The following is a 21,218-nucleotide window of genomic DNA, read 5'->3' on the forward strand; positions in this document are numbered from 1 at the left end:
TGTGCGTTTGCTCCGTTCTTAAAAATCCTTGAGCGGACTATAGCCAGCAGGTAGTAGAGCTTGATCCCTCTAAAGTGTGATTTGCAGCTGCCGGCCACTCTGGAACAGTCCTTTCGCCAGTCCGACACCTGTCGGCACGGCAAGGATGGCTGAAAATTCGGATTTCACAAGCCAAGCGCTTGCTTGGTGGGGCTGGCGTGCCCTTTTGGGCACGCCAGAAGGCGCTTAAAGCGTAGAGAGGAAGGTGCTGTTGTTGGCCTGCCATTCAGTGATGTCGAGGCGGATACGCTTCTTGTCGAGCTTGCCGACACTGGTCTTGGGAATTTCAGTAACAAGGGCGATCTGACTCGGGATCGCCCACTTGCTCAGGTGCCCCAATTCCACGAATGGCTTGAGGTGTTCCTTGAGCTCCTTAGCCCCGATCTCATGCCCTTCGCGGATCACCAGCAGCGCAAACGGGCGCTCGCCCCACTGTGGATCGGCGATGCCCACCACTGCTACTTCGCGTACCGCCACGTGGCGGCTGATCAGATCTTCGAGGTCCAGGGAGGAGATCCACTCGCCACCAGTCTTGATCACGTCTTTGATGCGATCACGAATGTCGATCACGCCCATGCTGTCCAGCGTTGCCACGTCGCCGGTGTGCAGCCAGCCCCCGGCCCAGAGCTCGGCGCCCTTTTGCGGTTCGTTGAAGTAGCCCTCGGAGAGCCACGGCGCACGCAGGACCAGTTCGCCCTGGGTCTCGCCATCGGCGGGCAGGAAGTTGCCGTCAGTGTCGACGATTGCCGCCTCCACCAACGGCCCCGGTACGCCGGCCTTGATGCGATACGTGGTGCGTTCGTCTTCGGTGCCGGCCATCAGCTCATCGTTGAGGTGGGCGCAGGACACCAGCGGCCCGGTTTCCGACATGCCGTAAGCGGCGGTCAGTTGAATGCCCTTTGCCTTGGCGGCTTCGTACAGTGCACGGTTCAGCGCACTGCCGCCGATGACGATTTTCCAGCCGCCAAAATCCGTGCTCTGCGCCGCCTTGGAATTGAGGACCATCTGCAGGATGGTCGGTACGCAATGGGAAAAGGTGACCTTCTCCTTGCGCCACAGCTCCACCAGGTATTCCGGGTCGTAACGGCCGGGATAAACCTGCTTGAGCCCGAGCATGGTCGCCACATACGGCAAGCCCCAGGCATGCACGTGGAACATCGGCGTGATCGGCATGTACACGTCGTTGGTGCCCAGCAGCCGCACGCTGTCGATGGCGCCCATGATGGTCGACACGCCCATGGTGTGCAGCACCAGTTGCCGGTGGGTGAAGTACACGCCTTTAGGGTTGCCGGTGGTGCCCGTGGTGTAGAACGTGGTCGCGACCGAGTTTTCGTCGAAATCCTGGAAGTCGTACTGCGTGCTCGCGGCCGCCAGCAACTGCTCGTACTCGCCGACCAGGTTTGGCAAATCGGCGGTTTTTTCCGGCAGGTCGGTCAGCAGCAGGGTTTTCTCTACCGTGGTCAGGTGCCCGGCAATCGCCTGGTACAGCCCGACGAACTCGCTGTTGACCAGCACGAAGCGGTCCTCGGCGTGGTTCATGGTGTAGAGGATCTGTTCCGGTGACAGGCGTACGTTGATGGTGTGAATCACCGCGCCAATCATTGGGATGGCAAACATGCATTCCAGATACCGATGGCTATCCCAGTCCATCACCGCCACGGTATCGCCGGCCTTGACCCCGGCCGCCGTGAGCACGTTGGCCAGCCGCGCGACCCGCTCGATCAGGGTCGGATAGCTGTAGCGCAACTGGTCGCGGTAGATGATCTCGCGGGTTTTCTCGTAACGAGCGCCGGACATCAGCAGCCGCTTGATCAGCAGCGGATACTGGTAAGCGCCTTCGGCGGGGGGGATAACGCGAGTCTGCAACATAAGAATCCCTTTTCTGACTGCACGGTGTTGGCTTTAGAGGTAAACACTCTAGAACCCTTATACGCCGGCCAAATCAGCCAAAGGAATGATTTGCAGAGCCGTACAAATGCTAGCTTTGCGCCAGCATTTGCAGGAATTCGCTCCGAGCGATCAATGCATCTCGGTGAAGGCGAGTTTCACGCCGATGGCAATCAGTACCACGCCCATGGTCCGGTCGAACCAATGGCCCATCCGGGCAAAACCGGCGCGCACGCGCTGCTGGCTGAACAGCCGCGCCACCAGGCAGAACCATACGGCCGTCGCCGCCGCGAGATAGAGCCCGTAGCCCGCCTGTACCGCCAGCGGCGTGTGCGGGTTGATCACCACGGTGAACAGCGACAGGAAGAACAGTGTGGCTTTCGGGTTCAGGCCGTTGGTCACAAAACCTGAAGTGAAGGCACCGCGAGGCGTGCGTTCGCCGGCCTCTTTGTGCAGATCGTCGTCGACGGCATTGGCCGGTTGCGCGCGCAGGGCCTTGTAGCCGATGTACAGCAGATACGCAGCAGCCGCCCATTTCAAGGCGTTGAACAGCACGATCGACTGGGACACGATCAGGCCGATGCCGAGCAATGAATAGCCGACGTGCAGGAAAATCGCCGTACCAACGCCCAGCGCTGTCCAGGTCCCGGCGCGACGGCCATGAGTCACGCTTTCACGCACCACCACGGCGAAATCCGGGCCGGGGCTGGCGACGGCGAGCAAGTGAATCAGGGCAACGGTCAAGAACTCTGTCCAGTACATGGGGGCTCCTTTGGGGTAGATCGGTCTGATTGATTATTTCTGAAGCGAACTCAATCTCTGTGGCGAGGGAGCTTGTCGGATCGCCGCACCGTCCCGTTCGACTGCGAAGCAGTCGTTAAAACGGATGATGCGGTACTCCTGACAAACCACGCCCACGTGGGTTGGGGCTGCTACGCAGCCCAGCGGGAGCAAGCTCCCTCACCACAGGTTGTGTGTCAATCCAGCTATTGGGTAACCAATTGTTTCATCTGGTAGGCTCGGCAGATTACGCCTTCAGTTCACCGCACAAAAGGTACAGTTGATGACGAACTCTCGCCGCGCCGTTTTCCTCGACCATCCTTCCCTGGACCTGGGCGACCTCGATCTCAGCCCGTTGCGCGACTGCTTTGACGACTTGCAGCTGTTCGCACAAACCACGCCGGAGCAGGTGATCGAACGCCTCAAGGGCGCCACCGTAGCCATCAGCAACAAGATCCTGATCGACGCCAACGCCATCGCCGCCAGCCCTGATCTGAAGCTGATCCTGATCACCGCCACCGGCACCAACAACGTCGACCTCGCGGCGGCTCGCGCCCACGGCATCACGGTCTGCAACTGCCAGGGCTACGGCACACCGTCGGTGGCGCAGCACACGATCATGTTGCTGCTCAACCTGGCCACACGCCTGGCGGACTATCAGAAAGCCGTCGGTGAAGGCCGCTGGCAGCAAGCGAAACAGTTCTGCCTGCTGGATTACCCGATTGTCGAACTCGAGGGCAAAACCCTCGGCCTGCTCGGCCATGGCGAACTGGGCGGCGCGGTCGCACGGCTGGCCGAAGCCTTCGGTATGCGCGTGTTGCTGGGGCAGATTCCGGGGCGCCCTGCCCGGCCGGATCGCTTGCCGCTGGATGAACTGCTGCCGCAAATCGACGCCCTCACCCTGCACTGCCCACTCAATGAACACACCCGCCACTTTATCGGTGCCCGCGAACTGGCCTCGATGAAACCCGGCGCGTTCGTGGTCAACACCGCGCGCGGTGGCTTGATCGACGAACAGGCACTGGCCGATGCGCTGCGCAACGGTCACTTGGGCGGCGCGGCCACCGATGTGCTGAGCGTCGAGCCACCGACCGACGGCAATCCATTGCTGGCCCACGACATCCCACGGCTGATCGTCACTCCGCACAACGCCTGGGGCAGTCGCGAGGCGCGACAAAGGATCGTCGGCCAGTTGACCGAAAATGCCCAGGGATACTTCAGCGGTAAAGCGCTGCGGGTCGTCAGTTGATAGACTGCGGCACTTTTTTTCACAGGAGCAGTTATGGATCCGCGCAGTGAAGTACTGCTTCGTCAGGCCGAGTTATTCCAGGGTTCGGTGCTGCTGGCCGGTTTGCCCGCCGACGACTTGCTCGGCCGTCTGCCCGATGCCCACGGCTGGTGCTGGCACGCCGGCGATCAAGCGGCGCTGGAGGCGCGCTTCCCCGAGCGCAGCCACTTTGGTGTGAACGCACCTGAGCGTGAGTTCGAGACGGCGGTGGTGTTTTTGCCCAAGTCCAAGGACCTGACCGACTACATCCTCAACGCCCTCGCCTCGCGCCTGGCTGGTCGCGAGTTGTATCTGGTGGGTGAAAAACGCAGCGGCATCGAAGGCGCGGCCAAACAATTGAACCCGTTCGGCAAGCCACGCAAGCTCGACAGCGCGCGGCATTGCCAGCTCTGGCTGGTCACCGTGGCCAACGCGCCACAAGCCAAGTCGCTGGAAAGCCTGGCCCAGACCTATGAATTGCCACTGGCCGAAGGTCCGCTGAAAGTCATCAGCCTGCCGGGCGTGTTCAGCCACGGTCGGCTGGATCACGGTAGCGCGCTGCTGCTGGAACATCTGGACAAGTTGCCGAGCGGCCACTTGCTCGACTTCGGTTGCGGCGCGGGCGTGTTGGGCGCAGCGGTGAAGCGTCGTTATCCGCACAATCAGGTGACGTTGCTCGACGTCGACGCATTTGCGGCTGCCAGCAGCCGCCTGACACTGGCTGCCAATGGTCTGGAAGCCGACGTGATTACCGGTGATGGCATTGACGCAGCACCGATGGGATTGAGTGCAATCCTGAGCAATCCACCGTTCCATGTCGGCGTCCACACGGACTACTTCGCCACCGAGAACTTGCTGCGAAAAGCGGCCAAACATCTGAAAAACGGCGGCGAACTACGCTTGGTCGCGAACAGTTTCCTGAAGTATCAACCGCTGATCGAAGAGCACTTGGGCGTGTGTGCGATCAAGGCCGAGGGACAGGGTTTCAGAATTTATCGGGCCAAACGAGGCTGAAAAATAAGTGCTTGCCTAACGGGTTTCGCCTAGGCAGAATCCGCTCCGTCCTAGGGGAGTAGTCTCCCACGAGCGCCATGCTCGTCCGGCATACGTCAACATACTTGGTCAACAGACCATGGCGTATGCGACCCAAGCGTCCGCATCAGACGGATCGCAGGGTTTGACAAGACCTATGACACGAACACCTTACCCGGGGCGGGAAGGCTGTACGTGTCATAGCCGTGTCGACCCGCCCCTTAGGAAAACCCTGATGATGTTGGACTCTCTGCTCGTTCCTACCGCAATCGTTGCCTTGGCCGAAATCGGCGACAAGACGCAACTGCTCGCGCTTATTCTCGCTGCTCGCTTTCGCAAACCCTGGCCGATCATCGCCGGCATCGTCGCTGCAACCCTGGCCAACCACGCGGCAGCCGGCGCGGTAGGTGCCTGGTTCGGCAGTTTCTTCTCGAATGCGGTGTTGCACTGGATCCTGGCAGCGAGCTTCGCCGCGACCGCGCTGTGGACCCTGGTGCCGGACAAGATGGACGACGATGAAGCCAGCACCGCCCGCAAGTTCGGGCCGTTCCTGACCACGCTGATTGCGTTTTTCCTGGCGGAAATGGGCGACAAAACCCAGGTCGCCACGGTGATGCTCGCCGCGCAATACCCGGATTTGTGGCTGGTGATCATCGGCACCACCGCGGGGATGCTGATTGCCAACGTGCCGGTGGTGTTGGCGGGTAACTTTGCCGCGGACAAATTGCCACTCACCCTGATCCGTCGCCTGGCGGCGTCGGCGTTCCTGATCCTGGCGATTGTGGCGGTGTACAAGGCGATGCAGAGCAGTGGGTGGGTTTGATCTGATAGCTCCCGGCTCTAACTTATAGATGCCCGCTATCAAAAGTCCATCGCCAATAGCTGTCAGAGTTGACAGCTATTGGCAATCAAACACGAGACTTATATTCATGGCTCCCTGATCTCACTCCGAACACAAGGATCGTAGCCATGAACACCCTAAAGCCTGAACTCGAAGGTGTAATTATTCCCTACACGCCCTACAGCGACGCATGTGTCTATACGGCCACAGTGGATCCAACTGATCAAAAACGCGTGCGTATTCGCTTAAGTGGCCGAACTGAAAATGGTCTGAAAGAATTGGAGTCCATTGAGAGAGCTGAATTACTTTTTCAGAACGACGGAGGCTACATGTCCACCTCCAACGAGTACGGCAGTGATTCGTCAGAAAGCTATTACTGGACTTTTCCTCCAAAAGGCGTGGCGTCTCACTTCACCATTTCGGATGGTGCAGGGAATCCATTCAGGATTACCTTCGAAAAGAAGAACTCGAAGTATTTCGAGTTTGAGTGCGAATTCTTTGCCGTATTCGGGGAAAAATATGATTACAACCCGAGCGGCAATTACATATTCATTGATTATTTAATGCGTGACGTGAATGCCCGGATGAAGGATCACTTCACGAAGTCAGACAAATAAGTAAATAAAGGCGCTCCTGTCCAACAAGAGCGCCTTTCTTCATCAGGATTTCGGCGCTTTCTCGTACAACGGCATCACCTTCGGAATCGCCGCCTGCAACGAAGCAATCCGGCTGGACGAAGCCGGGTGAGTGCTCAAGAACTCCGGTGGCGCGCCTTCCGAGGCTTTGCTCATCTTGTTCCACAACGTAATCGCCGCATTCGGGTTGTAACCGGCGCGGGCCGCCAACTCCAGGCCAATCAAGTCCGCCTCGTTTTCATTGCCACGACTGTTGGGCAAGGTCATGCCGTATTTCGCCACGGTGTCCGCCAGGGCCAGACTGTCCTGCCCCAGACCGAGCAACGCGCCAGCGCCCTGCTTGGCCATCTCGACACCGTACGCCTTGGACATCGCTTCACGACCATGCTCGCGCAGGGCGTGGGCGATTTCATGGCCCATGATCGCGGCGATTTCATCGTCGGTGAGTTGCAGCTTGTCGATCAGCCCCGTGTAGAAAATGATCTTGCCGCCAGGCCCGCAGTTGGCGTTGAGCTCGTCGCTCTTGATCAGGTTGACTTCCCATTTCCACTGGGCTGAATCCGGGCGGAAAACGGGCGCCTGGGCAATCAGCCGATCGGCAATCAGCTGGACGCGTTTGGCGTCGTTACTGGTCTTGTCCAGCACGCCCTTGGTGCTCGCCTCGCCGACCGTCTTTTGATAAGACTGGGCGTACATCTGGTTGACTTCGTCAGTGGACAACATGCTGAACATGTACTGCTTACGCTCAACGCCCACGGCGCCACCGCTGGTGGTATTGACCGACTGACAGCCGGCAAGCAGCAAACCTGCGCTCAGCGCACACACAACCAATGTCTTGTTCATCAAAAAATTCCCTGAAAACATGCCGAGTAGCCTAGGTGGTGAATTGTGTCGACGCCAGATACATAGACGTGTAGACGCACATTTCAGACAAAGCTCTCATTGCTGTAGGAAAAATTTCACATAACGGCGCCCGCCACAGCCGATAACGGCCCGCATTGATCCATTTGCGACATCAAACACTTCAAAACAGCCATTTCGCCCCGCCCCGCTCATGGCCCTCCAGCTCCCTGCCGATACACCACCGCAGACGTCCTCTTGCGTGCGGAGCACCCATGAAATTCAAGTCGATCCAGTTTTCCGTGGCCGCCCTCGCCGGCGCCATCGTTCTTAGCGTAGTCGCCGCGCTGGTGCTGTACGCACTGTTTTCCGGCGCACGGACGCAAGACATGGTCCAGGAGCGGACCCAGGCGCAATTCGAGCAAGTCATCGAGCAGCGCCTGACCTCTCTGGCGCAAACCCAGGTCAGCCAGATCCAGCGCGAACTCGAAGCGCCGCTGCTGATCGCCGGCGGCCTGGTGCGGGTCAACGCGCTGATCGGTACGCCGGGGGCCGATGGCCAGCCGACCTTGAGCCTGAGCCGGGAACAGTTGATCAGCCTGATCAAGGAAAACGTGGCCAAGAACCCGAAAATTCTCGGCACCTATATAGGTTGGGAAAAAAATGCGCTCGATCACAACGATGCGGCCTACGTCGACACCAAGGTGGTCGGCATCGACGCCAGCAACGGGCGCTTCCTGCCGTGGTGGTTCCGCAACGAGGACGGCACCCTGGGCCTGGACAAACTGGTGGACGTCGACGACCAGAAAACCCTGTCCACGGGCGTGCGCGCCAGCGAGTACTACCTGTGCTCCAAGGAAACAAAAAAATCCTGCGTGATCGATCCGGCGCCCTACAAGGTCGGCGACAAGATCGTCATGCTCGCCTCGTTTATTGAACCGATCATGCTCAACGGCGCCTTCCAGGGCATCGTCGGCGCCGACCTGTCGGTGAACTTCATCCAGGAAATGTTGCTGGGCGCGAATCAGAAACTGTACAGCGGCGCAGGGGAAATGGCGCTGATCGGTGGTAATGGCCGGATCGTTGCCTACACCAAGGACCCGAGCAAATTCGGCGAGAAGGTCAGCGACATTCTCGACAGCAAGCAGATCGCCAACATGGCCAACCTCAAGCGCGGCGAAGTGACCTACACCGTCGACAAGGCCCAGGGTCGGATCGAGTTGTACCTGCCGTTCGGCATCGGCCAGACCGATGCACGCTGGACCTTGATGCTGCAACTGCCGCTGAACGCCGTGATGGCCGACCTGCAAAAACTGCAAGGCGACCTGGACGCTCAACGCAAATCCGACACCTTCGGCATGGCCATGGTCGGTTTGTTGATCGCCGGTATCGGTCTGTTGGTGATCTGGCTGGTGGGCCATGGCATCGCACGGCCGCTCAAGCAAATGGTGGCGATGCTCGACGATATCGCCAAAGGTGAAGGCGACCTGACGCGTCGCCTGACCAGCGACCGCGCCGACGAACTGGGCTCGATTGCCAAAGGCTTCAATACTTTCCTGGCCAAGCTACAGGCGATGATCACCCAGGTCGTGACCTCGGTGCAGAGCGTCAGCGATTCGTCGGAACACACCGCTGACATTGCCATCCGCACCAACATCGGTGTGCAAAAGCAGATGGCCGAGATCGATCAAGTGGCGACGGCGGTGCATGAAATGACCGCCACCGCTCAAGACGTGGCACGCAACGCGACCCAGGCCGCGCAAGCCGCCAGCCATGCGGATCAGGCAGCGGCCCAAGGCATGCAAATAGTTCGGGATACGTCGAATTCGATTGGCGTGCTGGCAATTGAAATCGGCAAGGCGGTGGGCGTGGTCCAGACCCTGGCCAAGGACAGCGAAAACATCAACGCGATCCTGACCGCCATTCGCGGGATCGCCGAACAAACCAATCTGCTGGCCTTGAACGCAGCCATTGAAGCGGCCCGCGCGGGCGAACAGGGACGCGGTTTTGCGGTGGTGGCCGATGAAGTGCGCAACCTGGCGCAGAAAACCCAGAAGGCCACGGAAGAAATCCAGACCATGATCCAACAGCTGCAACAAGGCACCCGCGATGTGGTACGGGTGATGGAGGACAGCCAGAACCGTACAGACGAAAGCGTGCAACATGCGGCGAAAGCGGCTGAAGCGCTGAAAACCATTACTCAGGCGGTGTCGGTGATCAATGACATGAACACCCAGATTGCCAGCGCGGCCGAAGAGCAAAGCGCGGTGGCGGATGACATCAACCGTAACGTGATCAACATCGGGCAAGTGGCCAATGAAGTGGCGGGCGGCGCGGATGAGTCGAGTGCGGCGAGTGCGGATTTGACCAAATTGGCGGAACAGCAGCGGCGGTTGATCAATCAGTTCAAGGTCTGATCCAAAGGCCCCATCGCTAGCAGGCTAGCTCCCACAGTTGATCTTCAGTGAACACACAATTTGTGTACAGCACAGATCCAATGTGGGAGCTAGCCTGCTAGCGATGGGGCCGGCAGAGACACCCCATCAGCCGGGAGTCAGACACTCCGGCCCATTCAGCTTCGGATCATTCACCAGATTCGCCAACACTCGCTCGCGCAACGACGCGGGTTCACTGGCCAACAATCCCTGCAAGACATGCAAAGGCGTTTCCGGGTTAAGCCACGCCGCCTGCCCTGCCTCATCCAGAATCAACGGCCGACGCTGACTCGCCGCCGGTTGTGTGATCACCGCCGTGCTCAGCCACACCTGCTCCTGCACTGGATACGCTTCCCAGATTGCCGCAAAAAACAAGGTCGAACCCTCCCCCGGCGTCAGCCAATACGGGCGCTTGCGGGTCGTGCCACGCCATTCGTAAAAACCGTTGCCTGGCAGCAGGCAACGGCGTTCGCGCAAGGCCTGGCGAAACATCGGTTGTTCAGCGACGGTTTCAGCCCGGGCATGGGCCGGGGTGCGGGAAAGATCGGTCAGCCATGGCGGCGTCAAACCCCAACGCGCCCGCGCCAACTCACGCTGAGCGTCTGCGCCGGCACGCAGCATCAGCACCGAATCGTTGGGGGAAATATTCCACTGGGCCTGCTGATCGGCGGGGAAGCCAGGCAGGGCCGCGAAGGCGGGGTTCCAGCGAAACAGGGCATAACGTCCACACATGGGGCAACACGACTCTCAATAAAACGAACGCCAGCCTAACAGACCAGCGTGCCGGGAAAACTGTCCGGTTCATCACCGGGCAGTGGCAGCGCGGCATTGTACGCGGTGATCAGCTCGCGGGCGTATTCGGCTTGGTCGTTATCCACCGACAAGCCCAGCAGGCCATAGATCGGCAGTTCACCGGTCCCGCCGATTAAATCGCGGCCCACCAGATGCGCCTCGATGCCCTCGCTGGCCAGCATGCCTTGCAGCAACTCACCTTCCATCAGGTTTTCCGGCTCGTAGATTCGCTGCATAGATGCCCCTTACTCGTTTTCGCTGAACACTTCGAGATGCCATTCCTCTCCTTCCACCTGCAACACAAACGTTATCGGCCGACAGCACACCTGACAGTCCTCGATATAGGTCTGATCGCCACCGGACAGGTCCACCGTCGTCTCGACCTCTTCACCACAATACGGACATTCATACAACGCAGGTTCCAGCATCGCGGTCTCCCAAGTGACTTGTGCGTATAATCGCCGGTCTATTTGCAGGGCTATTTTTGTCTGGCTACTTTTTCAGACCGTGCCCCGTTGGTTTTCGATCAAAACCTTTACTTACCCTAGCCGTTTCTAACAAGAGAGCATGATGGGCGAATTCGATGCCATCCGACCTTACAATGACAGCGAAGTCCCGGCGGTGCTGGACCGACTGCTCGGCGACAAGGCGTTTCTAGATATCCTCATCCACTTCCGCTTCCCGCGTTTTGCCGGTGCCTTTGGCTGGGCGCTCAAACCTCTTATAGCTCATCGGCTGCGCCGTGAGTTCGCCGGCGTCACCTCGGTGGCGACGTTGCAGGATAAAGTCGAGATGTACGTCGACCACACCATCGAACGAGCCACGGACGGTGTGACGTACACCGGCGTCGAGCAGTTCAAGTCCGGCAGCGCCTACCTGTTCATCGCCAACCACCGCGACATCGTGATGGACCCGGCCTTCGTCAACTACGCCGTGTACCACGCCGGCCTGCCGACACCGCGCATCGCGATCGGCGACAACCTGCTGCAAAAGCCCTTTGTCAGTGACCTGATGCGCCTGAACAAGAGCTTCATCGTGCACCGTTCGATCACCGGGCGTCGCGAGAAGATGGCGGCGTATCAGCTGCTGTCGGCCTACATTAACCACTCGATCCGCAACGATTGCGCCTCCATCTGGATCGCCCAGGCCGAAGGCCGGGCCAAGGACGGCGACGACCGCACCGAGTCGGCGATCCTGAAGATGTTCCACATGAGCCGCAAGGACGAGCCGTTCGGCGAAGTCATCCGCTCGCTCAACGTCAGCCCGGTGTCGATCAGCTATGAATACGACCCGTGCGACCAGGCCAAGGCTCGCGAACTGTTCATCCGCGCCACCACCGGCAGCTACACCAAAGTCCCGGGCGAAGACGACGTCAGCATCGCCAAGGGCATCACCGGCTACAAGGGCCGGGTGCACGTGAACTTCGCCGCGCCTATCACCGAACTGTTCGACGACACCAAGCAGTTGGCGATCGAAATGGACCGGCAGATTCTCGGCGGCTACCGGTTGTTCCCGGTGCATTACCTGGCTTACGCGCAGTGGAAAGACGCCGACCCGCAATTGCAGGTGCCAAAAGCTGCCGAAGTGTTTGCGGCCGACGAACTGGCCAAGGCCCAAGAGGAATGGCAACGCCGACTGGAAGCCTGCCCTGAGGAGCATCGTCCGTACCTGGTGCTGCAATATGCGACGCCGGTGCGTAATCAGTACCGGGTCAAGGCTGGATTGCCGCTGTAATTGGGCTGCATACACGGTCCCCTGTGGTGAGGGGACTTGTCCCCGTTCGGCTGCGCAGCAGTCGTAAAGTCGGTACCCGCGGTATGCCTGAAAAAATGTGATTACAGATGTTTGGGGCCGCTTCGCAGCCCAGCGGGAGCAAGCTCCCTCGCCATAGGGGGCTGCGCTATAGATTCAAAAGCGAGTGCTGATCCACGACACCAGCAACGCCAGCCCCAGGCATGCGAAGCCGAAGCGGTAGAAGAACCGGTTCATGCGCAAGGTGGCCCAATCAAGGATGGGTTCTTCGTTCGGGCGGCTTTGACGCTGGGCGACCAGGCTGGCCATGGCGCGTTGTTCACGGCGACGCGTGGCATGCAGCAACCAGCCGCCCGGGAAGGCCAACAGCAAGGCCAGCAGGTTGATCAACTTGGCGGGATGGTGGGTGAACAGCGAAATCAAATGCAACGACATCACGGACCTCGGCAAAACAGGTGTGGCAGACGCCGAACCGGCGACTGCGGCGCGGATTCTACCGAAAGCCTGCCCCCCTGCCCTGCCTTTCCGACAAATAACGAACCATCTGACCAAATGCTGCCCTGTGTCACGGCTCCGTCATCTGAATACGCCAGTCTGGCGGCCCTCGAAACCGACACGGACACCGTCATGCTGCACGCCGAAAACCAGGACCGCCTCTACCTCATCGCCCAGAGTGATGAACAACAAAACCTCGTAGGAAGCCTCGCCTTTAACGTTCAGGACCGCCACTGGCTGGTTTATTGCGCGTTGGGTGGGCATCAACATGCGGATTTGCCGGAGACGGATTTGCTCACGGGCGTGAGCGTGCTGGATTTCTACTCCCAAGCGGCCTGACCCCTCCAGCCCCTGTGGGAGCGAGTCCGCCCGCGAAGACGGCGGAACTTCCAACAGTGATGTTGCCTGACACACCGCGTTCGCGGGCAAGCCTCGCGCCTACAGGTGATCGGTAATCAGCAAGCATTAAAAAGCCCGGGACCATTGCTGGCACCGGGCTTTTTTGAATCTCGCGAAGGTTACTCGCCGAGAATCTGACCAATCGTCGGGTCCTTGAACAGACGCGTCAACGCATCGCTCAACACATCACTGACCAGCTTGGTGTTGGTTTCCTGGTTCGGCGCCATGCCGAAACGCTGGTCCAGGGATGCGCCGTAACGGCCGCTGTAGCGACGGTTGGCGTTCTGCACATCCGAGCGGAAGGTTGCGCCGATAGTCGCCTCGGTCACGTACATGCCTTCTTTAGGCGACTGATACTTCAACTCGGCCAGGGTCACGGTCAACTGCGGAGCATTCAGCGCATTCGAGGTCGGGGTAAAACCCAGCAACCGCACGGCCGCCTCGGCCTGTGCCTGCAACTTCGGCAGGATCTGCGCGCCCTGTACGGTGATCGCGCTGGTCTCGGGGTACAAGCCACCACGGGTGCCCAGGGTTGGCGACGGACGACCGTCCACCACGCGCACCACCACCGGCTGACCATGGCCGACCGGCGCCAGCTGAGTCGTCAGCTTGGGTTCAGGGTTCAGTTGTTGCGGGCTGTGGGCGCAGCCGACGAGGGTCAAACTGGTCACAGTGATCAAACCGAACAACAGGCGTTGCAACATGCTCTTCTCTCCAGAATCAGGCACAAACAGGCCCGCAGTATAGCGGTGGGCCACTGCGGGTAACTAGCACCTCACAGTGAATACTGAAATGTCTGACAAACCCTTGGGAAACCGGTTCCTGTCACACATCTGTCACCGCCCTTACACTTGCACGTCACGGCTCGTTGGCAACCTTCTCAGCAGGTCACCCACAAGGTACTTCGTCATGCGTTATCTCATCTCGCTGTTCGCGCCACGCCCGTTGCACCGCTGCTTTGCCCTGCTCGACCGCAACGGCCACTGCCAGGCGTTCAAGCAGTGCAGCCTCCAGCCGATGGGCGATGACTGGGTCGAAATCGAAGAAATCCGCCTCAACTGGCTGCACCATCCGCTGCCCCCGAGCGCCCGTGTCAACCAGCGCCCGCCACGTGCACGGGTGCAACATCTGTTGACCACCTGACCAGACGCCTAATAAAAGTCATTAAACACGTCCATTTCCCTGCGTTTCTTAGATACAATCTCCCCCCGATTATAAGGACGTCTCCTGATCGGGCCTCGCAGCATCGTCAATGCTTCGGTATTGGCACCCCGCACGCCCACAGAGAGCCGCCCACACAGATCGAGTGAAGCTGGCGCGCTTGCTGTTCCTTGAGCAAAAACCCCACTTTTCGCGAATCTGCAGAGCTGTCATTACGCTCGGTCACTGAGCTGTTTGCCCGTTTTGCCTGTCATGTACCCCATGACGGCAATCCATCCGGGCACAGTGCCAGCCTGGGACAGCCCTTTTTTGAGGTTCACGTCTTCAAAAGAGCGTGAAAAAAACGGGTTTTCACAACTTCACAAGAGTGTGGCGAGCAAATGAATAGTTTTGCGTCTGAACATGCACCATTAGCGTCTGAAACAGCCCAACGACACAGGACCGAGTACTCCTCGAACACCGGAGCCTGAAGCCTGTCCGCTACGGATTTGGTTGCACAAACGGATGTCTCGACCATAAGTCGAATTGCCAGCCGCGCGCTGAGATGAGTTCATATAACTCTTTAGGCCCGGCGCATGCATCCGTCGAAGTTGCGAAAAATTGCGAAGATTCGGACATGGCAACACTGCCATGGGTACCTGGGGCATCACTGACACGCCCCGGAACGCCTGGCACCCATGCCGACAATTTGGTGCTGCAGATTTTGGAGACGCGTTAAATGGCGCATAACGAAGCAGTCGACGTAGTACTGGTTGGGGCCGGCATCATGAGTGCCACCCTTGCCGTACTGCTCAAAGAACTCGACCCCGCGATCAAGCTGGAAGTCGTCGAGCTGATGGATTCCGGTGCCGCGGAGAGTTCGAATCCGTGGAACAACGCCGGTACCGGCCACGCCGGGCTGTGTGAGCTCAATTACACCCCGCAGGCGGCCGACGGCAGCGTCGACATCAAGAAAGCCGTGCACATCAACACTCAGTTTGAAGTGTCGAAGCAGTTCTGGTCCTATCTGACCAAAAAGGGCACGTTCGGCTCGTGCAAGACGTTCATCAGCCCGGTGCCGCACCTCAGCTTCGTGCAGGGCAATGATGGCGTTTCCTTCCTCAAGGAACGCTTCAAGACCCTGAGCAAGCACCACGCCTTCTCGGACATGGAATACACCGAAGACAAGGCCACCATGGCCGAGTGGATGCCGTTGATGATGCCGGGCCGGCCAGCTGACGAAGTCGTCGCGGCCACCCGTGTGATGAACGGCACTGACGTCAACTTCGGCGCCCTGACCAATCAACTGCTCAAGCACCTGACCAGCGCACCCGATGCCCAGGTCAAGTACTGCAAGCGCGTAACTGGCCTCAAGCGTAACGGCAGCGGCTGGACCGTCAGCATCAAGGACGTCAACAGCGGTAACTCCCGTGAAGTCGACGCCAAGTTCGTCTTCCTCGGCGCTGGCGGCGCGGCACTGCCACTGTTGCAGGCGTCGGGCATCGAAGAAAGCAAAGGCTTCGGCGGCTTCCCGATCAGTGGCCAGTGGCTGCGTTGCGACAACCCGGAAGTGGTCAAGCATCACCAGGCCAAGGTCTACAGCCAGGCCGCAGTGGGTTCGCCACCGATGTCGGTGCCGCACCTGGACACCCGCGTGGTCGATGGCAAGAAGTCCCTGCTGTTCGGACCTTATGCCGGTTTCACCACCAAGTTCCTCAAGCATGGCTCCTTCATGGACCTGCCGATGTCGGTTCGCGCCGGCAACATTGGCCCGATGCTGGCCGTGGCGAAAAACAACATGGACCTGACCAAGTACCTGGTCAGCGAAGTGATGCAGTCGATGGAGCAGCGTCTGGACTCCCTGCGTCGCTTCTACCCTGAAGCGAAAGCCGAAGACTGGCGCCTGGAAGTGGCCGGCCAACGGGTGCAGATCATCAAGAAGGACCCGAAAAAGGGCGGCGTTCTGCAGTTCGGTACCGAACTGGTCGCGGCCAAGGACGGTTCCCTTGCCGCCCTGCTCGGCGCCTCCCCAGGCGCTTCGGTGACTGTTTCGATCATGCTTGAGCTGATCGAAAAATGCTTCCCGAACAAAGCGTCCGGCGAATGGGCTGCCAAACTGGCGGAAATCTTCCCGGCCCGGGAAAAGGTTCTGGAAACCGACGCTGCGCTGTATCGCAAGATCAATGCGCACAACAACGTCGCCCTGGAACTGGTTGAAGCCAGTAACGAGACCGAAAGCTACGCTTGATTCGGCCGCATGAAAAACGCCCCGTTCTCAGTGAGAGCGGGGCGTTTTTTTGCCGGATGAAAAGGTCTTAGCCTCGAGCCTTTTCGATCAGCTCGATGTAATCCGGCGCATTGCGCTGATCCTTGATCAGGGCAACGAAGTCATTGCCGTGCTCATCCTTGCCATCCAGGTCCAGACCGGCTGCGACGAAGAACGTCAGAAAACGCTCGAAGTCATCGATGCGCAAGCCACGGTAGGCCTTGATCAGCTTGTGCAGGGACGGCGAAGTGGCGTCGACCGGCTCGAAATCGAGAAACAACTTGATCTGCTCATCGCCGATCTCGTCACCAATCACTTGCTTCTTATCTTTACGCATTGCCGACTCCAGCTCGCAGACATTTCACGGGGCGGGCAGTTTACCCCTGCCCGGGTACAAGGCTCAACGCGGACGAACAGCGCCCGTGTGCAGATCGGCCCAGACATGGCCGTTGGCGTAACTGAGGAACTGGCAATACACCGTGTCATTGCGCAACAGGTCGATCACCACCCGGTACTGCGCCATCGGGTAAAACAGCGTCAGTGTTTTGCTTTTTTCGTCGTAGATCGGCTTTTTCAGGCTTTTGCTTTCGCCGTCGAAATTGACCAACACCTGGCTGATGGTCGCGCCCTTGTTCAAGGATTTGCCCTTGAGACGGATCATCACCGGGGACGTGACCGGAATCGGCTGTTGATTGGACTGACGCTGGCTACCAACCACCACCGAATACTCGGTGACCTGCAACAGCTGTTGCTGCTCGGGCTCCGCGTCACGCAGGATCAGGTCGTCGGGCGGCAGGAACTGCGCGTGCATCGGCGCCGGGGCGGCCGCCAGAGGCAGGCTGAGGGTCAGCAACAGGGCGACGCAGCTGCGGGTCAAAAGGCTCATGACGGGCTCCGAAGGCGAGGCCGAGCACTCTAGCATGAGGATCAACCGCGCGAATTGGCGATATGGGTCAATACTTCGCAGTACGAGGCTGGCGATGCTGGACGAGCTTTCAGCCGTCGTTCAACAGTGCATCGTCTTCTAGGGAGTGTTCATGACGTTCTCCGTCCCCCCGTTGTTCGCGGCCTGGCGTCAGACCTGGCGCGCCGGCTACACCCTCAGGCGCTTACGCGGCGACATCAGTGCCGGGGTGACGGTAGGGATTATCGCCATCCCGCTGGCCATGGCCCTGGCGATTGCCGTAGGTGTACCGCCCCAGCAAGGTTTGTATACGGTACTGATCGCTGCGCCCCTGATCGCCCTGACAGGCGGTTCGCGTTTCAATGTCAGTGGGCCGACCGCCGCGTTCGTGGTCATTCTGCTGCCCATCACCCAACAATATGGCCTGGGCGGCCTGCTGCTTTGCACCATGCTTGCCGGCGTCATCCTCATTGCCCTGGGGCTGATTCGAGCCGGGCGGTTGATTCAGTACATTCCGTACCCGGTCACCCTTGGCTTTACCGCCGGGATCGGCATTGTCATTGCCACCCTGCAATTGAAGGATTTGCTGGGCCTGAACACCGCCGGCCAGGCAGAACACTACATCGAACAGCTGGGCGTATTGATTCTGGCGTTGCCCAGCGCCCGGCTAGGGGACGGGATCATCGGCCTCACCTGCCTGGCCGTTCTGATTATCTGGCCACGGTGGGTGCCGAGGATTCCGGGGCATCTGGTGGCGCTGACCATCGGTGCGCTCCTGGGGTTGGCGCTGGAGCACGGCGGGCTGGCGGTGGCGACATTGGGTGAGCGTTTCAGCTATATGGTCGACGGCGTCAGCCATCCCGGCATTCCGCCGTTCCTGCCAAGCTTCGATTGGCCTTGGAATCTACCCGGCCCCGACGGCCAGCCGCTGCACCTGTCTTACGATTTGATCCGTCAGTTACTGGCGCCGGCGTTCGCCATTGCCATGCTTGGCGCCATCGAATCCTTGTTGTGTGCGGTGGTGGCGGATGGCATGACCGGCAGCAAACACGATCCCAACGCAGAACTGCTGGGCCAGGGCCTGGGCAACCTGATCGCACCGTTGTTCGGCGGCATTACCGCCACGGCGGCCATTGCCCGAAGTGCCACCAACGTGCGCAGCGGCGCCTTTTCGCCACTGGCCGCCATTATTCATAGCGCCGTGGTGCTGATGGCAATACTCGTCCTCGCACCGCTTTTCAGCTACTTGCCGATGGCTGCACTGGCCGCATTGCTGATCATGGTGGCGTGGAACATGAGCGAGGCCCGGCACGTGCTGCATACCTTGCGCATCGCGCCTCGCAGCGATGTGCTGGTCTTGCTGACCTGCCTGAGCCTGACGGTATTGTTCGACATGGTGATGGCCGTCGCCGTCGGCCTGTTGCTGGCCGCCGGGTTATTTATCAAACGCATGAGCGATCTCACCGACACCGCCGAACTGCCCCGCGCCTTCCATCAGGCCTTGCAGGACATGCCGGAGCATGTTCGTTGCTATGCGATACGCGGACCGCTGTTCTTCGGCGCTGCTGAAAAAGCCCTGGGGGTGCTACGCAAATTCGACCCGGAGGTCAAAGTGGTGATCGTCGAGATGAGCGCCGTGCCGATGCTGGACATGACGGCGCTGGCGGCCTTCGACAATATCCTGAGGGATTACCGCACGGACGGCATCGGCCTGATTCTGGTGGCGACCGCTCCAAGGGTGCGCCTGAAGCTCAGGCGCGCGGGCATCCATCGGGAACAGCGTCAGTTGGCCTACGTGAACAACCTGGAACAGGCTCGTCGCAAAAGCGAACGCTGGCTGGCCGGGAAAAATTGAGCGCTCGGCTCAATCAAACTGCGCACGCATCCACGTCTGATATTCAGCCACACCAGGCTCGCCTTCGCGCGGCGCCCAGTGAGCAAGCTCTCCTTCACCGACGGGGCGATAAGGGCCGGCCTTGCACTCGAACATCAGGCTGTCGGCTTCCAGCACCACCAAACCATGAAACACACCAGTTGGCAGGTCGACACCCACACAGTCGCCACCGGCCTGCAGGACTTGCTTGCTCACCACCACGCCGGACTCGTCGAAGATCAACACGCCAAGCCGCCCTTTGAGGACCAACAAGGTTTCAGCCTTGTTGTCCCCCAGATGCCGATGAGGCGGGATGTATGTGGACGGCTGCAACCCCACCGCCATGCGATGGCAAGCGTCTTCCATCTGATGAAAGTTGTGGTGCTGGCGTCCACGCGGGTTGGCCGCAGCCTTCTCGGCCAATTCAGTGAACAGTGTTTGATCAAGAAAGCTCGGCGTGGCCAATGATTACATTCCTTTAACAGCAAAAATTCCGTTGGCGTTACGCCAGTAGCCTTTGTAGTCCATGCCGTAACCGAAGATGTAACGGTCGATGCACGGCAGGCCGACGAAATCGGCTTTCAGGTCCGGGCGAGCCTTGCGGTCGTGGTCCTTGTCGATCAGCACGGCGGTGTGCACTTTGCGCGCGCCGGCGTGTTTGCAGTAATCGATGATCGCGCCCAAGGTGTGACCTTCATCGAGGATGTCGTCGATGATCAGCACGTCGCGGTCGAGGAACGAAACTTCCGGCTTGGCTTTCCAGAACAGGTCGCCGCCGCTGGTTTCATTGCGATAACGGGTGGCATGCAGGTAGGACGCTTCCAGCGGGAAGTGCAGATGGGTGAGCAGCTTGCCGGCGAAAATCAGGCCGCCGTTCATCACACAGAACACCACCGGATTGCTGTCAGCCAGCTGTTCGTTGATGTGTGCACCGACGCGGGCGATGGCCGCCTCGACTTCAGCTTCGGTGTACAGGCAGTCAGCCTCTCGCATGATTTGACGGATATGCTCGAGATCAGCGGACATGGCGCTCTCCAGGGGATGGTAAAGGGAGGGACGGTTCGGGAAAAGCGGGCAAAGGTACGCATCAAGCGAGGCCAGATCAAGCGTTTGTGGACTAACGTACTGTATGTCTATAGGACAACACCCTCGGATAGATTAATCTAGGCCGGTTTTTTTGCCCGCCGCCGGAGCCTTTCCCATGCCCATCCTCGAGATCCGCCATCCGCTGATCCGTCATAAACTCGGCCTCATGCGCCGCGCCGACATTAGCACGAAGAATTTCCGTGAGCTCGCTCAGGAAGTCGGTGCCCTGCTGACCTATGAAGCCACCAAAGACCTGCCGCTGGAAACCTACGACATCGAAGGCTGGTGCGGCACCGTGTCGGTGGAGAAAATCGCCGGCAAGAAAATCACCGTGGTGCCGATCCTGCGCGCCGGTATCGGCATGCTCGAAGGCGTGCTGAGCCTGATCCCGGGTGCCAAAGTCAGCGCCGTCGGCGTGGCACGCAACGAACAAACCCTGCAGGCCCACACCTACCTGGAAAAACTGGTTCCGGAAATCAACGAACGCCTGGCGATGATCATCGACCCGATGCTCGCCACCGGCAGTTCCATGGTCGCCACCATCGACCTGCTGAAAAAGGCCGGTTGCCGCGACATCCGCGCCATGGTGCTTGTTGCCGCGCCGGAAGGCATCGCCGCTGTAGGCAAAGCGCACCCCGACGTGATGATCTACACCGCCTCCATTGATGAAAGACTCAACGAACACGGTTACATCATCCCAGGCCTTGGCGATGCCGGTGACAAGATCTTCGGCACCAAGCAGAAGGACGCTTGAG

The 21,218-nt window shown here is 59.5% G+C and carries 23 protein-coding genes and 1 riboswitch; of the genes, 11 read left to right on the forward strand and 12 right to left on the reverse strand.

Annotated features, from left to right (window positions below):
- Positions 1 to 225: 225 nt before the first annotated feature.
- Positions 226 to 1,908, reverse strand: coding sequence for a fatty acid--CoA ligase (locus ACA075_RS25365; RefSeq protein WP_497296072.1), 1,683 nt, complete (start codon positions 1,906 to 1,908; stop codon positions 226 to 228).
- A gap of 150 nt (positions 1,909 to 2,058) precedes the next feature.
- On the reverse strand, positions 2,059 to 2,688 hold the full coding sequence (locus ACA075_RS25370) for a LysE family translocator (RefSeq protein WP_497296074.1): 630 nt from the start codon (positions 2,686 to 2,688) through the stop codon (positions 2,059 to 2,061).
- A gap of 301 nt (positions 2,689 to 2,989) precedes the next feature.
- Here ACA075_RS25370 and ACA075_RS25375 point away from each other — a divergent pair, with 301 nt between their 5' ends.
- From ACA075_RS25375 to ACA075_RS25390, 4 genes are all read left to right on the forward strand, one after another.
- Positions 2,990 to 3,955 carry a 2-hydroxyacid dehydrogenase gene (locus ACA075_RS25375; protein ID WP_497296076.1) on the forward strand — a complete coding sequence of 322 codons (966 nt, stop codon included), beginning with the start codon at positions 2,990 to 2,992 and terminating at the stop codon, positions 3,953 to 3,955.
- 33 nt (positions 3,956 to 3,988) lie between these two features.
- Positions 3,989 to 4,987: a methyltransferase gene (locus ACA075_RS25380; RefSeq protein WP_497296077.1), complete on the forward strand. Its 999-nt coding sequence runs from the start codon at positions 3,989 to 3,991 to the stop codon at positions 4,985 to 4,987.
- 40 nt (positions 4,988 to 5,027) lie between these two features.
- A riboswitch (yybP-ykoY riboswitch) is annotated at positions 5,028 to 5,152 on the forward strand.
- Positions 5,153 to 5,243: 91 nt separating this feature from the next.
- Positions 5,244 to 5,828, forward strand: a complete 585-nt coding sequence (locus ACA075_RS25385; protein ID WP_497299333.1) for a TMEM165/GDT1 family protein — start codon at positions 5,244 to 5,246, stop codon at positions 5,826 to 5,828.
- A gap of 146 nt (positions 5,829 to 5,974) precedes the next feature.
- The gene (locus ACA075_RS25390; RefSeq protein ID WP_497296078.1) at positions 5,975 to 6,463 is read left to right on the forward strand and encodes a hypothetical protein; all 489 of its coding nucleotides are present in this window, start codon (positions 5,975 to 5,977) and stop codon (positions 6,461 to 6,463) included.
- Positions 6,464 to 6,505: 42 nt separating this feature from the next.
- Here the strand turns inward: ACA075_RS25390 and ACA075_RS25395 are convergent, their stop codons facing one another.
- Positions 6,506 to 7,324 carry a M48 family metallopeptidase gene (locus tag ACA075_RS25395; RefSeq protein ID WP_497296079.1) on the reverse strand — a complete coding sequence of 273 codons (819 nt, stop codon included), beginning with the start codon at positions 7,322 to 7,324 and terminating at the stop codon, positions 6,506 to 6,508.
- A gap of 272 nt (positions 7,325 to 7,596) precedes the next feature.
- Here ACA075_RS25395 and ACA075_RS25400 point away from each other — a divergent pair, with 272 nt between their 5' ends.
- Positions 7,597 to 9,738 (forward strand): methyl-accepting chemotaxis protein, encoded by a 2,142-nt coding sequence (locus tag ACA075_RS25400; RefSeq protein ID WP_497296080.1) that lies wholly within the window; start codon positions 7,597 to 7,599, stop codon positions 9,736 to 9,738.
- A gap of 126 nt (positions 9,739 to 9,864) precedes the next feature.
- Here ACA075_RS25400 and ACA075_RS25405 read toward each other — a convergent pair whose 3' ends face one another.
- Genes ACA075_RS25405 through ACA075_RS25415 form a run of 3 tightly spaced genes read right to left on the reverse strand, consistent with a single transcriptional unit; the run spans position 9,865 to position 10,976 of the window.
- The gene (locus ACA075_RS25405) at positions 9,865 to 10,488 is read right to left on the reverse strand and encodes an SOS response-associated peptidase (protein WP_497296081.1); all 624 of its coding nucleotides are present in this window, start codon (positions 10,486 to 10,488) and stop codon (positions 9,865 to 9,867) included.
- Between the two features lie 35 nt (positions 10,489 to 10,523).
- Positions 10,524 to 10,784 (reverse strand): putative signal transducing protein, encoded by a 261-nt coding sequence (locus tag ACA075_RS25410; RefSeq protein ID WP_010458208.1) that lies wholly within the window; start codon positions 10,782 to 10,784, stop codon positions 10,524 to 10,526.
- A gap of 9 nt (positions 10,785 to 10,793) precedes the next feature.
- Positions 10,794 to 10,976 (reverse strand): CPXCG motif-containing cysteine-rich protein, encoded by a 183-nt coding sequence (locus ACA075_RS25415; RefSeq protein ID WP_497296082.1) that lies wholly within the window; start codon positions 10,974 to 10,976, stop codon positions 10,794 to 10,796.
- A 139-nt stretch (positions 10,977 to 11,115) separates the two neighbouring features.
- Between ACA075_RS25415 and ACA075_RS25420 the strand changes: the two genes are divergently transcribed.
- The gene (locus tag ACA075_RS25420; protein ID WP_497296083.1) at positions 11,116 to 12,282 is read left to right on the forward strand and encodes a 1-acyl-sn-glycerol-3-phosphate acyltransferase; all 1,167 of its coding nucleotides are present in this window, start codon (positions 11,116 to 11,118) and stop codon (positions 12,280 to 12,282) included.
- Positions 12,283 to 12,456: 174 nt separating this feature from the next.
- Here ACA075_RS25420 and ACA075_RS25425 read toward each other — a convergent pair whose 3' ends face one another.
- The gene (locus ACA075_RS25425) at positions 12,457 to 12,735 is read right to left on the reverse strand and encodes a hypothetical protein (RefSeq protein ID WP_094470696.1); all 279 of its coding nucleotides are present in this window, start codon (positions 12,733 to 12,735) and stop codon (positions 12,457 to 12,459) included.
- Positions 12,736 to 12,927: 192 nt separating this feature from the next.
- Between ACA075_RS25425 and ACA075_RS25430 the strand changes: the two genes are divergently transcribed.
- Entirely contained in the window at positions 12,928 to 13,134 is a 207-nt protein-coding gene (locus tag ACA075_RS25430; RefSeq protein ID WP_010458215.1) for a hypothetical protein, read from the forward strand.
- 179 nt (positions 13,135 to 13,313) lie between these two features.
- Here the strand turns inward: ACA075_RS25430 and ACA075_RS25435 are convergent, their stop codons facing one another.
- Positions 13,314 to 13,898: a YajG family lipoprotein gene (locus ACA075_RS25435; protein ID WP_033061281.1), complete on the reverse strand. Its 585-nt coding sequence runs from the start codon at positions 13,896 to 13,898 to the stop codon at positions 13,314 to 13,316.
- A 205-nt stretch (positions 13,899 to 14,103) separates the two neighbouring features.
- Here ACA075_RS25435 and ACA075_RS25440 point away from each other — a divergent pair, with 205 nt between their 5' ends.
- Positions 14,104 to 14,337 carry a hypothetical protein gene (locus tag ACA075_RS25440; protein WP_497296084.1) on the forward strand — a complete coding sequence of 78 codons (234 nt, stop codon included), beginning with the start codon at positions 14,104 to 14,106 and terminating at the stop codon, positions 14,335 to 14,337.
- A gap of 736 nt (positions 14,338 to 15,073) precedes the next feature.
- Positions 15,074 to 16,582, forward strand: a complete 1,509-nt coding sequence (gene mqo, locus ACA075_RS25445) for a malate dehydrogenase (quinone) (protein ID WP_497296085.1) — start codon at positions 15,074 to 15,076, stop codon at positions 16,580 to 16,582.
- 67 nt (positions 16,583 to 16,649) lie between these two features.
- Here the strand turns inward: mqo and ACA075_RS25450 are convergent, their stop codons facing one another.
- Positions 16,650 to 16,937 carry a PA4642 family protein gene (locus ACA075_RS25450; protein WP_497296086.1) on the reverse strand — a complete coding sequence of 96 codons (288 nt, stop codon included), beginning with the start codon at positions 16,935 to 16,937 and terminating at the stop codon, positions 16,650 to 16,652.
- 63 nt (positions 16,938 to 17,000) lie between these two features.
- Positions 17,001 to 17,486, reverse strand: coding sequence for a hypothetical protein (locus tag ACA075_RS25455; RefSeq protein WP_497296087.1), 486 nt, complete (start codon positions 17,484 to 17,486; stop codon positions 17,001 to 17,003).
- Positions 17,487 to 17,637: 151 nt separating this feature from the next.
- Here ACA075_RS25455 and dauA point away from each other — a divergent pair, with 151 nt between their 5' ends.
- On the forward strand, positions 17,638 to 19,359 hold the full coding sequence (gene dauA / locus ACA075_RS25460) for a C4-dicarboxylic acid transporter DauA (protein ID WP_497296088.1): 1,722 nt from the start codon (positions 17,638 to 17,640) through the stop codon (positions 19,357 to 19,359).
- A 9-nt stretch (positions 19,360 to 19,368) separates the two neighbouring features.
- On the opposite strand, the gene ACA075_RS25465 is transcribed toward dauA, so the two are convergent.
- Together ACA075_RS25465 and ACA075_RS25470 are read right to left on the reverse strand one after the other, a co-directional pair.
- On the reverse strand, positions 19,369 to 19,842 hold the full coding sequence (locus ACA075_RS25465; protein ID WP_497296089.1) for a WbuC family cupin fold metalloprotein: 474 nt from the start codon (positions 19,840 to 19,842) through the stop codon (positions 19,369 to 19,371).
- Between the two features lie 3 nt (positions 19,843 to 19,845).
- Positions 19,846 to 20,403, reverse strand: a complete 558-nt coding sequence (locus tag ACA075_RS25470) for a hypoxanthine-guanine phosphoribosyltransferase (RefSeq protein ID WP_219094372.1) — start codon at positions 20,401 to 20,403, stop codon at positions 19,846 to 19,848.
- 175 nt (positions 20,404 to 20,578) lie between these two features.
- Here ACA075_RS25470 and upp point away from each other — a divergent pair, with 175 nt between their 5' ends.
- The gene (gene upp, locus ACA075_RS25475; RefSeq protein WP_219094370.1) at positions 20,579 to 21,217 is read left to right on the forward strand and encodes a uracil phosphoribosyltransferase; all 639 of its coding nucleotides are present in this window, start codon (positions 20,579 to 20,581) and stop codon (positions 21,215 to 21,217) included.
- The last annotated feature ends 1 nt before the right edge of the window (position 21,218 follow it).

It is taken from the genome of Pseudomonas sp. LBUM1663 (assembly GCF_059695905.1).

Bases quoted from the DNA above. Each gene is read 5' to 3' on its own strand.
- upp (WP_219094370.1), top strand. From the start codon at position 20,579: ATGCCCATCCTCGAGATCCGCCATCCGCTGATCCGTCATAAACTCGGC.
- ACA075_RS25435 (WP_033061281.1), bottom strand. From the start codon at position 13,898: ATGTTGCAACGCCTGTTGTTCGGTTTGATCACTGTGACCAGTTTGACC.
- ACA075_RS25400 (WP_497296080.1), top strand. From the start codon at position 7,597: ATGAAATTCAAGTCGATCCAGTTTTCCGTGGCCGCCCTCGCCGGCGCC.
- ACA075_RS25455 (WP_497296087.1), bottom strand. From the start codon at position 17,486: ATGAGCCTTTTGACCCGCAGCTGCGTCGCCCTGTTGCTGACCCTCAGC.
- ACA075_RS25425 (WP_094470696.1), bottom strand. From the start codon at position 12,735: ATGTCGTTGCATTTGATTTCGCTGTTCACCCACCATCCCGCCAAGTTG.
- ACA075_RS25380 (WP_497296077.1), top strand. From the start codon at position 3,989: ATGGATCCGCGCAGTGAAGTACTGCTTCGTCAGGCCGAGTTATTCCAG.
- ACA075_RS25375 (WP_497296076.1), top strand. From the start codon at position 2,990: ATGACGAACTCTCGCCGCGCCGTTTTCCTCGACCATCCTTCCCTGGAC.
- ACA075_RS25370 (WP_497296074.1), bottom strand. From the start codon at position 2,688: ATGTACTGGACAGAGTTCTTGACCGTTGCCCTGATTCACTTGCTCGCC.
- ACA075_RS25410 (WP_010458208.1), bottom strand. From the start codon at position 10,784: ATGCAGCGAATCTACGAGCCGGAAAACCTGATGGAAGGTGAGTTGCTG.
- ACA075_RS25450 (WP_497296086.1), bottom strand. From the start codon at position 16,937: ATGCGTAAAGATAAGAAGCAAGTGATTGGTGACGAGATCGGCGATGAG.
- mqo (WP_497296085.1), top strand. From the start codon at position 15,074: ATGGCGCATAACGAAGCAGTCGACGTAGTACTGGTTGGGGCCGGCATC.
- ACA075_RS25365 (WP_497296072.1), bottom strand. From the start codon at position 1,908: ATGTTGCAGACTCGCGTTATCCCCCCCGCCGAAGGCGCTTACCAGTAT.
- ACA075_RS25385 (WP_497299333.1), top strand. From the start codon at position 5,244: ATGTTGGACTCTCTGCTCGTTCCTACCGCAATCGTTGCCTTGGCCGAA.
- ACA075_RS25470 (WP_219094372.1), bottom strand. From the start codon at position 20,403: ATGTCCGCTGATCTCGAGCATATCCGTCAAATCATGCGAGAGGCTGAC.
- ACA075_RS25415 (WP_497296082.1), bottom strand. From the start codon at position 10,976: ATGCTGGAACCTGCGTTGTATGAATGTCCGTATTGTGGTGAAGAGGTC.
- ACA075_RS25440 (WP_497296084.1), top strand. From the start codon at position 14,104: ATGCGTTATCTCATCTCGCTGTTCGCGCCACGCCCGTTGCACCGCTGC.
- ACA075_RS25395 (WP_497296079.1), bottom strand. From the start codon at position 7,324: ATGAACAAGACATTGGTTGTGTGTGCGCTGAGCGCAGGTTTGCTGCTT.
- ACA075_RS25430 (WP_010458215.1), top strand. From the start codon at position 12,928: ATGCTGCACGCCGAAAACCAGGACCGCCTCTACCTCATCGCCCAGAGT.
- ACA075_RS25420 (WP_497296083.1), top strand. From the start codon at position 11,116: ATGATGGGCGAATTCGATGCCATCCGACCTTACAATGACAGCGAAGTC.
- dauA (WP_497296088.1), top strand. From the start codon at position 17,638: ATGACGTTCTCCGTCCCCCCGTTGTTCGCGGCCTGGCGTCAGACCTGG.
- ACA075_RS25405 (WP_497296081.1), bottom strand. From the start codon at position 10,488: ATGTGTGGACGTTATGCCCTGTTTCGCTGGAACCCCGCCTTCGCGGCC.
- ACA075_RS25390 (WP_497296078.1), top strand. From the start codon at position 5,975: ATGAACACCCTAAAGCCTGAACTCGAAGGTGTAATTATTCCCTACACG.